This window comes from Shinella sp. 1A1 (assembly GCF_055379515.1).
The window spans coordinates 1,031,127-1,046,345 of the sequence record NZ_AP039672.1; the positions used below are offsets into that span (position 1 = coordinate 1,031,127).

Annotated in this window: 14 protein-coding genes; 13 read left to right on the forward strand and 1 reads right to left on the reverse strand. The window is 65.4% G+C overall.

Annotation, left to right across the window (positions count from 1 at the left end; all coding sequences use genetic code 11):
• From ACZ48C_RS21545 to ACZ48C_RS21590, 10 genes are all read left to right on the forward strand, one after another.
• Positions 1 to 705 carry a FadR/GntR family transcriptional regulator gene (locus ACZ48C_RS21545; protein WP_245424740.1) on the forward strand — a complete coding sequence of 235 codons (705 nt, stop codon included), beginning with the start codon at positions 1 to 3 and terminating at the stop codon, positions 703 to 705.
• A gap of 144 nt (positions 706 to 849) precedes the next feature.
• Entirely contained in the window at positions 850 to 1,656 is an 807-nt protein-coding gene (locus ACZ48C_RS21550; protein ID WP_119255070.1) for an SDR family NAD(P)-dependent oxidoreductase, read from the forward strand.
• Between the two features lie 29 nt (positions 1,657 to 1,685).
• Positions 1,686 to 2,642, forward strand: coding sequence for an ABC transporter substrate-binding protein (locus ACZ48C_RS21555; RefSeq protein ID WP_162911241.1), 957 nt, complete (start codon positions 1,686 to 1,688; stop codon positions 2,640 to 2,642).
• Between the two features lie 63 nt (positions 2,643 to 2,705).
• The gene (locus ACZ48C_RS21560) at positions 2,706 to 4,688 is read left to right on the forward strand and encodes an ABC transporter permease (RefSeq protein ID WP_464782908.1); all 1,983 of its coding nucleotides are present in this window, start codon (positions 2,706 to 2,708) and stop codon (positions 4,686 to 4,688) included.
• The gene (locus ACZ48C_RS21565) at positions 4,681 to 5,715 is read left to right on the forward strand and encodes a quaternary amine ABC transporter ATP-binding protein (RefSeq protein ID WP_464782909.1); all 1,035 of its coding nucleotides are present in this window, start codon (positions 4,681 to 4,683) and stop codon (positions 5,713 to 5,715) included. The genes ACZ48C_RS21560 and ACZ48C_RS21565 overlap by 8 nt, the downstream gene beginning before the upstream one ends.
• Before the next feature lie 449 nt (positions 5,716 to 6,164).
• The gene (locus tag ACZ48C_RS21570) at positions 6,165 to 6,416 is read left to right on the forward strand and encodes a hypothetical protein (protein ID WP_464782910.1); all 252 of its coding nucleotides are present in this window, start codon (positions 6,165 to 6,167) and stop codon (positions 6,414 to 6,416) included.
• Positions 6,417 to 6,591: 175 nt separating this feature from the next.
• Positions 6,592 to 9,306, forward strand: coding sequence for a magnesium-translocating P-type ATPase (gene mgtA / locus ACZ48C_RS21575; RefSeq protein ID WP_464783971.1), 2,715 nt, complete (start codon positions 6,592 to 6,594; stop codon positions 9,304 to 9,306).
• Positions 9,307 to 9,699: 393 nt separating this feature from the next.
• Positions 9,700 to 10,416: an MgtC/SapB family protein gene (locus tag ACZ48C_RS21580; RefSeq protein ID WP_119255076.1), complete on the forward strand. Its 717-nt coding sequence runs from the start codon at positions 9,700 to 9,702 to the stop codon at positions 10,414 to 10,416.
• Positions 10,417 to 10,481: 65 nt separating this feature from the next.
• Positions 10,482 to 11,552 carry a sensor histidine kinase gene (locus tag ACZ48C_RS21585; RefSeq protein WP_464782911.1) on the forward strand — a complete coding sequence of 357 codons (1,071 nt, stop codon included), beginning with the start codon at positions 10,482 to 10,484 and terminating at the stop codon, positions 11,550 to 11,552.
• Positions 11,549 to 12,184, forward strand: a complete 636-nt coding sequence (locus ACZ48C_RS21590; RefSeq protein WP_464782912.1) for a response regulator transcription factor — start codon at positions 11,549 to 11,551, stop codon at positions 12,182 to 12,184. The genes ACZ48C_RS21585 and ACZ48C_RS21590 overlap by 4 nt, the downstream gene beginning before the upstream one ends.
• 17 nt (positions 12,185 to 12,201) lie before the next feature.
• Here the strand turns inward: ACZ48C_RS21590 and ACZ48C_RS21595 are convergent, their stop codons facing one another.
• A complete protein-coding gene (locus ACZ48C_RS21595) occupies positions 12,202 to 13,593 on the reverse strand; it encodes an allantoate amidohydrolase (RefSeq protein ID WP_464782913.1) in 1,392 nt (463 codons plus the stop codon).
• Between the two features lie 107 nt (positions 13,594 to 13,700).
• On the opposite strand from ACZ48C_RS21595, the gene ACZ48C_RS21600 reads away from it, so the two are divergent.
• From ACZ48C_RS21600 to ACZ48C_RS21610, 3 genes are all read left to right on the forward strand, one after another.
• Positions 13,701 to 13,952 carry a DUF3176 domain-containing protein gene (locus ACZ48C_RS21600; RefSeq protein ID WP_464782914.1) on the forward strand — a complete coding sequence of 84 codons (252 nt, stop codon included), beginning with the start codon at positions 13,701 to 13,703 and terminating at the stop codon, positions 13,950 to 13,952.
• A gap of 184 nt (positions 13,953 to 14,136) precedes the next feature.
• A complete protein-coding gene (locus ACZ48C_RS21605) occupies positions 14,137 to 14,586 on the forward strand; it encodes a hypothetical protein (protein ID WP_464782915.1) in 450 nt (149 codons plus the stop codon).
• Positions 14,583 to 15,218 carry an OmpA family protein gene (locus ACZ48C_RS21610; RefSeq protein WP_464782916.1) on the forward strand — a complete coding sequence of 212 codons (636 nt, stop codon included), beginning with the start codon at positions 14,583 to 14,585 and terminating at the stop codon, positions 15,216 to 15,218. The genes ACZ48C_RS21605 and ACZ48C_RS21610 overlap by 4 nt, the downstream gene beginning before the upstream one ends.
• The last annotated feature ends 1 nt before the right edge of the window (position 15,219 follow it).

Consider the following 15,219-nt stretch of genomic DNA (forward strand, 5'->3'; position numbering starts at 1 on the left):
GTGCTCTGGGGCCTGAGACCTGTCGAGCCGCAGGCGGCGCACGGGCTCGCCGTCGATCTGCTGCGCCGGCAGATCCATTCAGGCCTCCTGCTGCCCGCCGAGCGGCTGCCGGCCGAGCGCCAGCTCTCCGACAGGTTCGGCATCAGCCGCGTGACGCTGCGCGAAGCCTTGCGCGTGCTTGAAACCAACCAGTACATCACCGTGCGCCGCGGCGCCCAGGGCGGGGCCTTCGTCACAGATGAGGATCGCCTGACCCAGCTTGCGCGCCGCCGGATGTCGCGCGCACCGGCGGCCGCCATGCGCGTGGTGGAATTCCTGACCGTCAACCAGCTCGCCGCCGCGCGCCTGGCCGCCGCCCGGCGCGGCATGGCCGACCTCAAGCGCCTGCGCCAGGCGACGGACATGATGCATGCCGCCGGGACCGCGCCACAGCGCAAACAGGCCGAGGCGCTGTTCCTGCTCGCGCTTGGCGACGCCTCGCAGAACCCGCTGCTGGCCCGCGCTATCGAGGATGGCCTCGCCGAACTGTTTTTGCCCTTCGAAGGCGCATTGCCCGACAGCTCCGCCTCCGAGGCGGTGCGATCCTTCGAAGGCCTGTTGCACGCTCTGCAGGGCGAAGACGCCGAAGCGGCCGAAGCCGCAATGGCCGACCTGCACGGCATGCTCTGGGCCGCGATCCGCCGCATGACCCGGTCCGCAGCCTGAGACATTCCGGCAGAACAATGCGGCAAGCCGCTTTCCCGATTGGGAAAATCCTAAATTTCACGGCTGCCTAAATAGACGCTTGACAACTGCGCTCCGATTCATTGGTATTAAGTCCATACCAATGATCCATTCGGGAGGAACGCCATGAACATCGCGTCGAAGGTCGTCGGACGAACGACCGCAACAGGGCGGCTCGAGGGGAGGACGGCGATCATCACCGGCGGCGCCAACGGAATGGGCCGCGCAGCGGCCCTGATGTTCGCGGAAGCCGGAGCGCGGGTGGCCATCTTCGACATCCAGGCCGCTGCCGGCGAGGAAGCCGCCGCCGAAATCGAGGCCGCGGGCGGCGAGGCCGTCTTCCTGAAAACCGACGTGACGGACACGGCGGCCGTGCGCGCCTCGTTCGCCGCCGTTACGGCCAAGTGGGGGCGCGTCGACACGCTGTTCAGCCATGCCGGCACGATCATCGTCAAACCGCTGCACGAAAGCACGGATGCGGATTACGACCGGTTGATGGACATCAATGTCCGCTCGGCCTTCGTCGTCTGCCGCGAGGCCGTGTCGCACATGCTGGAAAACGGTGGCGGCTCGATCGTCATCACCTCCTCGATCGGCGGGGAGAAGGGCTTTGCGCTGGAAAGCCTCTACTGCATGACCAAGGGCGCGGTTCTCCAGCTCGCCCGCTCCATTGCCATCGAATATCGCGACCGCGGCATCCGCGCCAACGCCGTCTGCCCCGGCTTCGTCAAGACGGCGCACGGCCTGCGCGAGATCGTCGAGCTCGACGGCCTCGGCCAGAACTGGAACGAGGCCGATCTCAACGCCGTGCAGGGACGGCTCTGCGAGCCGGAAGAGGTGGCCGCCGCCGCCCTGTGGCTGGCCTCCGACGATGCCAGCTTCGTCAACGGGCAGGCGCTCTATGTCGACAACGGCTGGTACGCCAAGGGCTGAACATCACCATAAACAAGAGGGGTATGACCATGAAACGACTGATAGCATCCGCAATGCTGGCGCTCAGCCTCGGGGCCGCGGCACCGGCCTCGGCCTTCGAGCCGGAATCCACCGATACGATCAAGCTGATGGTGGCTGACTGGTCCTCGATGCTGATCGACACCGAGATCCTCAACATCATCCTGTCGACCTACGGCTACAGCGTGGAGACGGTCGTCGCCGACGACAGCGCCCGCTATCCCGGCTTCGAGACCGGCGACCTGACCATCGCGCTGGAAACCTGGCAGACGACGCAGGACAAGCCCTTCACCAAGTCGCTTGCGACCGGCAACGTTCTCGACATGGGCGAACTCGGCCCGCACGCCAAGGAAGAATGGTGGTACCCCTCCTACATGGAGGAAAAGTGCCCCGGCCTGCCGGATTGGAAGGCGCTGAAGAACTGCGCCGAAGCCTTTTCCTCGCCGGAAACCGCGCCCAAGGGCCGCTATCTCGGCGCGCCCGTCAGCTGGGGCGGCTTCGACGAGGAGCGCGTGAAGGCGCTCGACCTGCCTTTCGAGGTCGTTCATGCCGGCACGGAAGCGGCCATGTTCGCCGAACTCCAGTCCGCCTACGAGCGCAAGGCGCCGATCATCCTTTGGGTCTACCAGCCGCATTGGGTGCCGTCGGTCTTCTCCGGCTCCTTCGTCAAGTTCCCCCCGTATGAGGAAGCCTGCTACACGGATCCGTCCTGGGGCGAAAACAAGACGGCGACCCATGACTGCGGCAAGCCGGAAGGCTGGATCAAGAAGATGGCCTGGGCCGGCGGCGAGAAGGTCTGGCCCTGCGCCTATGATATCGTGCGCAAGTTCACCCTCGACGGCAAGGAGCTCGGCGATCTCGTCTACGAGGTCGATGTGAAGGGCCGCGCCGTCAACGAGGTCGCCATGGAATGGGCGAAGACCAACGAAGCCAAATGGCGCTCCTGGGCGGCCTGCGCTGAAAAATAACCGGATGGCCGGGGCTGGCCGATCCGGCCCCGGCCAAAACGTCCACTCTGGGAGGAGCATGACATGGCGGATGTCCTGGCAAGGCCGAAGGATGCGACAGGCGGGCACGGCCTTTGGATTGGCCTTGCGCTGACGCTGGTCGTCGTCGCTGCCAGTCTGCTGATGCCGGCATCCTTCACGCATCTTTCCGATCAGGCACTCCTGCCGGTTTCCGACTGGGTCGGCACCGGCATGAACTGGTTTGCCCGCGATGCGGCGATCTTCGGCGTCAAGATCGCCGATCTCACCCGCGCGCTGGCCGCCGCGGCGCAGATGCCGATCGACTGGCTGAAATTCATGCTGGCCGACGGCTGGGTGAAGGGTGCGGGCTTCAACAAGGTCCATCTCGCGCCGCCGCTGAGCTGGCTCGGCGTGATCCTGACCGCCGCGCTGCTCGGCCTTCGCCTTTCCGGCCGCGGCCTTGCCGTCCTCACGCTTCTCGCCGGCGCCTATCTCGTCTTCTTCGGCCTCTGGGCTTCGGCCATGACGACCCTCGCCTCGGTCGCCATCTGCGTCGTCGCCGCCCTCGTTCTCGGCCTTGCCATGGGCATCTGGGCCTATCGCTCCGCCCATGCGGAGATCTGGCTGCGGGCGATCATGAACGTCATGCAGACCGTGCCGATTTTCTCCTACCTGCTGCCGACGCTGCTGCTCTTCGGCTACGGCCCGAGCGCCGCCCTTTTCGCCACCGTCGTCTATGCCTTGCCGCCCATGGTGCATGCCACGGTGCTGGCGCTGCGTTCGGTGCCGTCCGAAACGCTGGAACTGGCCCGCATGACCGGCTGCAGCCGGGCGCAGACGTTGTGGAAGGTCGAGCTGCCGGTGGCCGCGCCGCGCCTTGCCATCGGCCTCAACCAGGTGGTGATGATGACGCTCAACATGGTGATCATCGCCTCGATGATCGGCGCGGGCGGCCTCGGCTACGACGTGCTGAGGGCACTGCGCCGCCTCGATTTCGGCGCCGGCTTCGAGGCCGGCATGGGCATCGTCGCGCTCGCCGTGGTGCTCGACCGCCTGACGCAGGCCGCCGCGCACAACCAGTCGACGGGACGGCAGGGCCTGTGGAGCCGGCGCGACACGCTGATCGCCGCGCTCTTGCTCATCGTGCCGACCGTTGCCAGCCTCGCACTGCCCGCGCTTTCGGCCTGGCCCGGCGCCTGGACGCTGACGACCGCTCCCTTCTGGAATGGCGCCGTCAGCCTGATCAACCAGAATTTCTACGAGCCGCTGGAGGCGATCCGCACCGGCATGCTGCTCGGCGTGATGAACCCCTTCCGCAATCTACTTCAGTCCGCGCCCTGGAGCTTGGTCCTCGCCGCGCTGGCGCTGGCGGGCTATGCACTGGGCGGCATGCGCACCGCGCTCACCGTCTTCCTGCTGCTGCTCTTCGTGCTGGTCACCGGCTATTGGCAGGCCGCCATGTCCTCGATCTATCTCACGGTGCTCTCGGTCGCGCTGGCGCTCGCCATCGGCCTGCCCTTCGGCATCTGGGTCTCGGGCCATCCCCGGCTGCACCATCCGGTGCAACTGGCGCTCGACACGCTGCAAACCCTGCCGACCCTCGTCTATCTGCTGCCAGCCGTCATGCTCTTCCGCAATGGCGACTTTTCCGCGCTGATCGCCATCGTCTCCTATGCGGTGGCGCCGGCCGTGCGCTACGGCATGGCCGGCATGGCGCATGTGCCCTCCGAACGCATCGAGGCCGCGCTCATGTCCGGATGCACGCCCTGGCAGTCCTTCCGCTTCGTGCGCCTGCCCGCCGCCCTGCCGACGCTCATTCTCGGCGTCAACCAGACGGTGATGATGGCGCTCTCGATGCTGGTCATCGCCGCCCTCGTCGGCACGCGCGAATTGGGGCAGGAAGTCTACACCTCGCTTTCCCGCGGCGAGACGGGGCCGGGCATCGTTGCCGGCCTCTGCGTCGCGGCCATCGCGCTCGTCGCCGATGCATTGCTGAAATCCGGCGCGATGCGCGCTGCAAGACACGAAGGAGAGGCCCATGCCTGACGCCGCACCCGATCGGAATGCACCGGCCGCAATCGACGCGAAGGGCATCTGGAAAGTCTTCGGCCGCGATGCCGGCGCGTTCCGTCGCCTGCCGGCAGAGGCGCGCACGCCGGAAGCGCTCGCCGCCGCGGGCCTTGTCGGCGCGGTACAGGACGCCACCTTCCAGATCGGCCGCGGCGAGGTTTTCGCCATCATGGGCCTATCGGGCTCGGGAAAATCCACGTTGCTGCGCTGTCTGACCCGCCTCATCGAGCCGACTGCCGGCGAAATCGCCTTCAACGGCCGCGATGTCCTGAAACTCGGCGACAAGGAACTGGTCGAGCTGCGTCGCCAGCGCATGGGCATGGTGTTCCAGCATTTCGCGCTCCTGCCCAACCGGACCGTCGTCGGGAATGTCGCCTTCCCGCTCGAAGTGCAGGGAATGCCGCGCCAGAAAGCCGAGGCCCGCGCCATGGAGCTGATCGAGACCGTCGGGCTGAAGGGCCGGGAAGCGCGTTTCCCGGCGCAGCTCTCGGGCGGCCAGCAGCAACGCGTCGGCATCGCCCGCTCGCTCACCACCAATCCCGAATTCTGGTTCCTCGACGAACCCTTTTCGGCCCTCGACCCGCTGATCCGCGCCGACCTCCAGGCCGAAGTGCTGCGGCTCCAGAAAACCCAGACCCGCACCGTCGTCTTCGTCACCCACGACCTCGACGAGGCCATCCGCCTCGCCGACCGCATCGCGATCATGGAAGCCGGCCGCATCATCCAGATCGGCACGCCGGAAGAACTGGTGACCGAGCCCGCCACCGACTATGTCCGCCGCTTCGTCGCCAAGGTACCGCCCGCGCGGGTCGTCAAGGTGGCATCGATCATGACCCCCGACACCGGCCCATCGACATCCGGCGTGAACGCCGCTGCCACGATCGCCGAGATCGCCCCCAACCTCGTGGCCGCAGACGGTCCCCTCCCCGTCGTCGAAGGCGGCCGCCAGATCGGTTGGCTCGACCGCTCGGCCGCGCTCAAAACGCTGGCCGCACAGGTCTAGGCGGATCGGCGGGAACGGCTTCGAGCCTGCCATCCGGAGGAGGTCTCGTTTCCTGAGGCCCCATCGCGTCGTCCCCGTGCCACGGCCCCCGCTCCGGACCTTCCCCATTCGGAGGCGAGGCAGCCCAGCTCCGCCCTGACTCCAGCGTCATCCCATGACGGCTGTGAATCTTGCGCGGCGGCGCTCTCCCGGCCGCAAGCATATACCTTGGTATATCCCAGAGAAGCGAACGTATAGCGTTCAATCCCCATGGATGCTGGCGCGAGCCTGCGGACAGGCGTAAGCCAGCAGTCGTCAGCCGGACGGGTCCTCCCCGGCCGGAACATTGGAGAAAGACCGAACCATGCCAAGCGACAGTAGTCGAGAAAGCACGCCGTTGCGGCCGGCCGGTCGAGCCTGACATGTTCAGCCTCACCCTGGGCGCCGCGACGGCCCCCCCGAGGTGAGACATGAAGATCAAGAACCCCTTCCACTGCTGGGCCCATATCCTGGCGCGCCTGCTGCCCGGCGTTCCGGCACAGCCGCGGACACGGACCTCCCACCCGTCCGCGCCTCGGCGCGGCCCGACCGCACGCTGGCGGACGAACCCGGTATCCGGCCGGCTGGAATGCCGCTGGATCATCGCGGACGTGTCCACGCCTTGCCGCGATCCGTTCGCCAAACGCGCGGCCATCCGCCATATGCAGGACCAGTTCCCGTGACCGGTCCTATCCCCGTTTACCCGCGCCCGCCGCGACGAGGCCCGTCCGCCGCCCCCTGACAGGCAGGCGCGGCGGACGCTCTCCCCAACCGACTTCGCAGAAACCGGCCGTGATCGCACCCCACGGCACGACCCCGCTCGTCCACATGCAGGCGAGCGATACGAGGAGCAAGACGATGAACATGATGATGAAAGGCAAGGCCGCTGCCGCGCCGCGCAAGGAACACAGGGCGCTTTCGATGCAGGCGGTCCTTGAAGCCCGCAACGACATCCAGACCACGCTCGCCAATTTCAGGGGCCGCCTCGACGGCCTGACCGACGCGGAGGCAGCAGAGCGGCTTGCGTCGGACGGCCCGAACGAGGTCGCACATGACAAGCCGCCGCACGCAGTCGTGCAGTTCCTGCTGGCGTTCGGCAATCCGTTCATCGCCGTTCTGGCCGTCCTCGCCGCGATCAGTACGGTCACGGATATCATCCTGCCGCTGCGCGCCGGCGAGGACGCCGATTATGTCGGCGTGGCGATCGTCGTCATCATGGTCTTTCTCAGCGCGTTGCTGCGCTTCTGGCAGGAATACCGTTCGAGCAGGGCGGCGGAAGCGCTGAGGGCCATGGTTCGCACCACGGCCACGGTGCTGCGCCGGCCGACAGCGGAGGCCACGCCCGAAATGTGCGAAGCGCCTATGGCGGGAATCGTGGCCGGCGACATCGTGCGGCTCTCGGCCGGAGACATGGTGCCGGCCGATATCCGTCTCATCGAATCGCGCGACCTGTTCGTCAGCCAGGCCGCCCTGACGGGCGAGGCCCTGCCCGTCGAGAAATACGACGCGCTCGGCGCCGTTGCCGGGAAAACCGCCGACGCGGATGCCGTCGCCGCACACCAGGCGGATCTTCTGGACCTGCCCAATATCTGCTTCATGGGCACCAATGTCGTCAGCGGCACGGCGACGGCCATCGTCGTCGCCACCGGCCCGCGCACCTATTTCGGCTCGCTCGCCCGGGTCATCGCCGGCTCCCGGGCGGAGACCGCCTTCGACCGCGGCGTCAACAGCGTGAGCTGGCTGCTCATCCGCTTCATGCTGGTCATGGTCCCGGTCGTCTTCGTCATCAACGGCCTCACCAAGGGCGACTGGATGGATGCCTTCCTGTTCGCGCTCGCCGTCGCCGTCGGCCTCACCCCGGAAATGCTGCCGATGATCGTCTCGTCCAACCTCGCCAAGGGAGCCGTGGCGATGGCGCGGCGCAAGGTCGTCGTCAAGCGGCTCAACGCCATCCAGAATTTCGGCGCGATGGACGTGCTGTGCACCGACAAGACCGGCACGCTGACCCAGGACAGGATCATCCTCGAGCATCATGTCGACATCCACGGCGAGCGCAACGACGGCGTCCTGCAACTCGCCTGGCTGAACAGCCGGCACCAGAGCGGCGTGAGAAACCTGATGGACCAGGCCGTCCTGCGTTTCGCCGGACCGGCAGGAGAACCCCTGCTTCCGCACTATCGCAAGGTGGACGAACTGCCGTTCGACTTCGTGCGCCGCCGGCTGTCGGTCGTGGTCGAGGGAGAGCGGGGCGAGCATCTGCTCGTCTGCAAGGGCGCCGTCGAGGAGATGCTGGCAATCTCGGCGCATGTGGAGGAACAGGGCGTGTTGCGCGATCTGGACGAGGCCGAGCGCAAGCGGCTGACCGCGCTCGCCCGCGCTTACAATGCCGACGGGTTCCGCGTTCTGGTCGTCGCCACGCGCGTGATACCCGGCACCGAAGCCAGAACGCGCTACGACATTGCGGACGAATGCGGCCTCGTCGTCCAGGGCTTCCTCACCTTCCTCGATCCTCCGAAAGAGACCGCGGGCCCGGCGATCGCCGCCCTTGCCGAGCACGGCGTGGCGGTAAAGGTTCTGACCGGCGACAACGAGGTCGTCACCGCGAAAATCTGCCGCGAGGTCGGCCTCGAACCCGGCCAGCCCGTCATCGGGCGCGACATGGAGGCTCTCGACGACATGGCCTTGCGGCAGCTTGTCGAGGAGCGCACGATCTTCGCCAAGCTCACGCCCCTGCAGAAATCGCGCGTGCTGAAGGCGCTTCAGGCGAACGGCCACACCGTCGGTTTTCTCGGCGACGGCATCAACGACGCGCCGGCCTTGCGTGACGCCGATGTCGGGATTTCCGTCGACAGCGGCACCGACATCGCCAAGGAATCCGCCGACATCATCCTGCTGGAGAAAAGCCTGATGGTGCTTGAGGAAGGTGTCGTCAAGGGGCGCGAAACCTTCGGCAACATCATGAAATATCTCAACATGACCGCGAGCTCCAACTTCGGCAACGTGTTCTCCGTGCTGGTGGCCAGCGCCTTCATCCCCTTCCTGCCGATGCTGGCGATCCATCTGCTGATCCAGAACCTGATGTACGACATATCCCAGCTTTCCCTGCCCTGGGACCGCATGGACAGGGAATTCCTGAAGACACCGCGCAAATGGGACGCCCGCAACATCGGCCGTTTCATGCTCTGGATCGGCCCGACCTCGTCGATCTTCGACATCACCACCTTCGCGCTCATGTGGTACGTCTTTTCCGCCAACGCGCCGGAACACCAGTCGCTGTTCCAGTCCGGCTGGTTCATCGAGGGCCTGCTGTCGCAGACGCTGGTCGTGCACATGCTGCGCACCCGAAAGATTCCCTTCATCCAGAGCACGGCGGCACTACCCGTCATGCTGATGACGGGGCTCGTCTGCGCGCTCGGCATCTATATCCCCTTCTCGCCGCTCGGCGCGATGGTCGGCCTGCAGCCGCTGCCGTGGGCCTATTTCCCCTGGCTGGCCGCGACCCTCTTCTCCTACTGCGTCGTCGCCCAGACGATGAAGACCATCTACATCCGCCGCTTCGGCCAATGGTTCTGAACGCGGCCCGCAGCCCCGATCGGGCGGCCGAAGCCGCCCGATCGCAACCTCCATTCCGCAATGCCGAGGGGAGATCCGATATGCCCGTCGATCGTTTCATGCCACGCCCGTCATCCGTTCCTTCATGCGGCAAGAAAGGCCGGTCCGCGCCACATCCGTCATCTCGCGGGCCCGCGTGGCAGGCGGAGGCTGTCGACCGCTGGCTCTGCTGGGCCTTCGCTGCCGCGGGCGCGGTGCTGTTCAGGTCTGCCGTTCGCCTTTCCCGTCACGGCCTTCTGAACCGGCGGCAAACGCTGCGGCTGGTCCGCTGGTCGACCCATCTCCACCGCGTTGCCATACGGCTGCTGCGGCAAGGCCGATGGTAGAGGCCCCTTTCCCAAAGGACCACCCGACATGAAATTCCTGCAGACATTCGATCTTCTACCCTTTCTCGACACGGCGGCGGCCTTCACCGCCGCCTTCCTTCTCGGCACACTGATCGGTGCGGAGCGCCAGTATCGGCAGCGCACGGCGGGGCTGCGCACGAACGTCCTCGTTGCGGTGGGAGCCGCCGCCTTCGTCGATCTCGCCCAGCGGATCGCCGGCACGACGGAAGCGGTCCGGGTGATTTCCTATGTCGTCTCCGGCATCGGCTTTCTGGGCGCGGGCGTTATCATGAAGGAAGGCATGAACGTGCGCGGGCTGAACACAGCCGCGACGCTGTGGTGTTCGGCGGCGGTCGGCGCCTGCGCCGGCACCGACATGCTTGCCGAGGCCGTGCTGCTGACCGTCTTCGTGCTTGCCGGGAACACGCTGCTCCGTCCGCTCGTCAACATGATCAACCGCATTCCCATCGACGACCGCACGACGGAAGCCACCTACGAGGTCAGCGTGATTTCGAGCCGCGAGGCCATGCCCGAAATGCGCGACCTGCTGGTGGAGCGGCTGGAACAGGCGAACTATCCGGTCAGCGATGTCGAAGTCGCCGATCGGGGAGACGATACGGTCGAGATCGTGGCAACACTCGTTTCCACCGCGGTCGATCCGCGTGAAATCGAGGCTGTCACCGCCTTTCTGGAAAGGCAGGCGCCGGTCTCCGACGCCTCCTGGGACGGAAGCACCAGGGATTGAGGTCCGATACAAGCGGCGCGCGCTATGGTATCCCCGAAACGAGCACAACTGGACGGCCGGCCTCGATGACAAACAGCGGAAAATTCAAGCTCGAACGCAGGCTGGTGCTCACCATCGTCCTGTTGCCTGTCGCCATGGTCGTCATCTTCGTGGGCGATACCGTAACCGACTATGCGATTGCGGCTGCCGTCTTCTATACGCCCGTCATCCTCGTCGCGACACGCCTGCTTCCGGCGGGCACCGTCGTGGCTCTCGCCTTTGCCTGCGTGGCGCTGACATTGCTGAGCTTCGCCCTCACCCATTCCGGTGCCTACGAGGTGGGCATCGTCAATACCGGCATCAGCATCGTGGCAATCGGCGTGACCACCTATCTTTCCCTGAAACTCGTGGCCGCCGAGGCAGCCGCCCATGAAAGCCGGGAACGATTGCTGCGCATGGCGCGCATCACCAGCCTCGGCGAATTGACGGCATCGATCGCCCACGAGGTGAACCAGCCGCTCGCAGCGATCGCCACCAGTGCCGGCGCGTGCCGGCGATGGCTGGCCCAGGAGCCTCCAGCCATCGCGAATGCGCAGCGCGCAGCGGACAGGATCGTAGAGGATGCGAACCGCGCCAGCGCGGTGATCGCGCGGGTGCGCGGCCTTGCCAGCGGCAAGGCGCCCCACAGGGAGCGGTTCGATTTCAACGCCCTGGTCCGCGAGGTCGTAGCGCTTGCCGGCGAGCGCGCTGAGCGGAGCGGCATAACGGTCCGCCTCTCCCTTCAGCACGACCTGCCGGCGATCCTCGCCGACCGGGTTCAGGTCGGGCAGGTCGTCGGCAATCTCCTGTTGAACGCCGTCGAGGCGATCGAGGCGAAAACAGGCGGCGCGAAGACGCTGGAAATCGTCTCGGAGACGGAAGACGGCAATCGCATCCGCTTTTCCGTCATCGACAGCGGCGCGGGTTTTCGCCAGGGCGAGCTCGAGCACCTCTTCGATGCCTTCTGGACCACCAAGAAGGACGGCGTTGGCCTCGGCCTGACCATCAGCCGCTCGATCATCGAGGCCAATGGCGGCCGCATCTGGGCGGAGACCGGCAGGGACGGCGGGGCGATCGCCCGGTTCAGCCTGCCGGCGGGGATCGGAGCAATCGAATGAAGCCGCAGCCGCCCACGGGAAAGACGGCAGACCCCACCGTCTACATCATCGACGACGACCGCTCCGTCCGCGAGGCGCTGGAAGATCTCCTCGCCTCGGTCTCGCTGCGCGCCAAATCGTTCGCATCCGTCCAGGACTTCCTCGCTTTCGATTTGCCCGGCGCACCCGCCTGCCTCGTCCTCGACGTGCGCATGCCGGGCCAGAGCGGCATGGACTTTCTGGAACACATGACCGAATACGGGCTGTACCTTCCCACCGTGATGATCACCGGCCACGGGGATATCGCCATGGGCGTCAAGGCGATGAAAGACGGGGCAATCGAATTCCTGACCAAACCGTTCCGCGATCAGGACCTGCTCGACGCTGTCCATCGCGGGATCGAGGCCGACCGCACAAGACGTCTGCGGGAGGCGGCGAATGCCGATGTCGCACGACGCTGGGCCTCGCTTTCCAGCGGCGAGAAAGACGTGGCGCGGCTGGTCGCGACGGGCCTCCTCAACAAGCAGATTGCCGCGGATCTCGGTGTCAGCGAAATCACCGTGAAGGTGCGCCGCGGTCACCTGATGCGCAAGATGAATACGCGCACGCTGGCCGACCTCATCCGCTTGCTGGACCGCATTCAGCCGACATGACCGCTTTTGATTGAGGTCTATGACTGCGGCGTGGCGCCGGCAAGCTCGCAAAGCGCCAAGAAGAGCACGTCCACTCCCCTGGCGAGCTGGTCGTAGCCGGTCCACTCTTCCGGCGCATGCGAGATGCCGTTGCGGCTCGGCACGAAGACCAGCCCGGTAGGAGCGAAATCGGCCATGATCATAGCATCATGCCCCGCACCGCTGACCATGGTGCGACGTTTCAGGCCGAGCGTATCCGCGTGACGCGACAGGGCTTCATGCAATTCCGCCGAAAGCGGAACCGGGGGAAGGAATATCTGCTCCTCGACATCAACCCCCAGTCCGTTGCCGCCCACCCGTTCGATTACCGAACGAGCCTGGTCGATCAGCGTGCGGACAACCTCTTCCCCGGGCGCGCGGATATCGACGGTGAAGGATACGAGATCGGGGATCACATTGGCCCCGCCCGGACGCACATCCATCTTGCCGACGGTCAGCACCGCATCCTGACCGATGGCGCGCGCAAGGTCCGGCAATTGCGACAGCGCCGCCACCGCGCCGACAAGCGCGTCACGGCGCACGTTCATCGGCGTCGTACCGGCATGGCCCGCCTGACCTCTGAACGTCGCCCTGATCTGGCCGAGGCCCACGATACGGTCGACGATCGCAACATCGTCGGCATGGGCTTCCAGCACGGGGCCCTGCTCGATATGCAATTCAAGGAAGGCATATACGGAACCGGCCTCGCGCACAGCCAGAGGCGCCTGTGCCGGATCCAGGCCGTAAGCCTGCATCGCATCCGCGACCGTGACCCCCGCATCGTCGGCAAAGGCGAGGAACTCGTCCATATCCACTTTGCCGGTCATGACGCGCGAGGCCAGCAGTCCGCCGCCGAAGCGCGTGCCTTCTTCCTCGATCATGGCGACGAATTCGATGGAACGCTCCGGGACAAGGCCCCGCTCCTTCAACAGGAAGGCGATCTCGATACCGGCAATGACGCCGGCCGGGCCGTCGAACTTGCCGCCGTTCGGCACGGAATCGAAGTGAGAGCCGATCATGACCGGAGCAAGAGCAGGATTATGTCCGACGAGGCACCCGACGAGATTGCCGATCGCGTCCTCGCGGACCGTGAGCCCGGCGGCCTCCATCTGCCCGCGCAGATAGTCGCTGGCCTGGCGGAACTCCGGCGTGTAGGTCAGCCGGGTCGTGCCCTTGCCCGGGGTGGCGTTGAACCGGTCCAGCCCCTCGATCAGTCGTTCAAGACGCTGCGGATCGGAAAAACGTGTCATATCAATATCCTGAAAACCCGGACGGCAAGACGGGAACCATATTGGCGGCGAAGCCGGCTGACCATGCCGGAACGATGCATAGGTCTGCTTGTTTTCGCATGCGAATTCAAGGACATCATGTCGCCAAGGGAATTTCCTCAACGTTTTCCCGGAAGCTTCGACGGGATTGATCTCATTGCCTCGATGTGAATGGTTGAGCAGTTCATTGGAGACCGGCGAATCGATCCGGGAATATAGTAAGGCGCACAGTGACGTTCGAAGCCCTGTTTGTCGTGATGGCGCTGGCATTCACCTCCGGCACCGCCCTTTTGGTGTGGCTCTGGTTTCAACCGGTGCCCCGAAGGCTCCGCCTGTTCGCGTTGATCTGGGCGTTTGCGGGAGGCGCCGGAATGCTGCTCAGCTACGGCAAATCCGGCATCATTCCCGACCGCAATGCCCTTCGCGTCTGCATCGAGAGTGGCCAGACCTGGGACTATCGGAGCAATCGCTGCCTCCCATAAGACGCTACTGTCGCACGCGCCGCTTTGCGCGGAGGACAAGGCTATTTTCAGGGAAAGCAAGGATCGTCGATGAGCACCTGCGGCGCAGAGGGAGCGCGCAGCAATTTTTCCGGGAAACGGTCACAGCTCCGTCATAATGCATCTGTTTTGTGGCGAACGATCTATCTGTTCTGGGGAGTCGTTCTTGCTGAAGAAATTCATGGTTGTCGCCACGCTTCTGTTGCCCGCCGCCGCCTATGCCGAGGAGCACAACTTCACGATTACCGGTGGTCAGGCCAGTGTTCCTGTCGGCCTGACGGTACAGGTCAAGACCGTTACTGTCGGCGAGGATGCGACAACCGTCCGGTTGCTGGCGAGCTTCGACAGCCACGTTACCAACAGCGTCAACATGAACGACGACGAAAATGCCTATCTCGCATGGGGAGAAGGCGAGCAGAAACGGCTGCATCTGCGCCAGATCGCCGATAACCGCTGGATGCGGATCGGCAACGGGCAGACGATGGAGGGCGACCTGATCTTTCCCGGCGTCATACCGGCCGGCGTGACGAAAGTGACCCTCGTCTTCAATCCTGCGCATGACGGAAACGACAGCAGCGCGCCGGGCGTGACCATCCCTCTGGAACTGGCTCAATGAGAAAGGGCGCCCTTCTCGCGCTTTCTCTTTTCCTTCCTGCGACGGCATCCGCCTATACGGTAACGACGGGCGCCGGCGCAGTGGGCGAGCGGGCATCGACATTTGCCGAATTCACACTGCCTTCGTCCCGCTTTGCCGAGCGCAAGGAGCAGAGCGGCGCATCCGTTTCCTCCGGAACTTCCACCTTCGGATTGAAGAACATGGATGCGCAGACGCGGACGCGGACGGAAACTGCGCTTTCCGAACTTGGCGCACGGCAGGAGGGCGAGCGCATCATCGTGAACCTGCCGAGCGATGTATTGTTCGATTTCGACAAGTCGGACATCCGCACCGACGCGCGCCCCGTTCTCGCCCGCCTCGCAGAGGCACTTCAGGCGCTGGCGGATACCCCGGTCGCGATCATCGGCCATACGGATGCGAAGGGGTCGGACGCCTATAACCTACGTCTGTCGGAGCGCCGCGCCGCCGCCGTGCGGCACTGGCTTTCCGACAGCGGCGTCAACGCCCGGATGACGACGTTCGGCAAGGGCGAGAGCACGCCCGTCGCGCCGAACGAAAATGCGGACGGGTCCGACAACCCCGCAGGCCGGCAGCAGAACCGGCGCGTGGAATTCATCATCGGAGGGGGCTGAA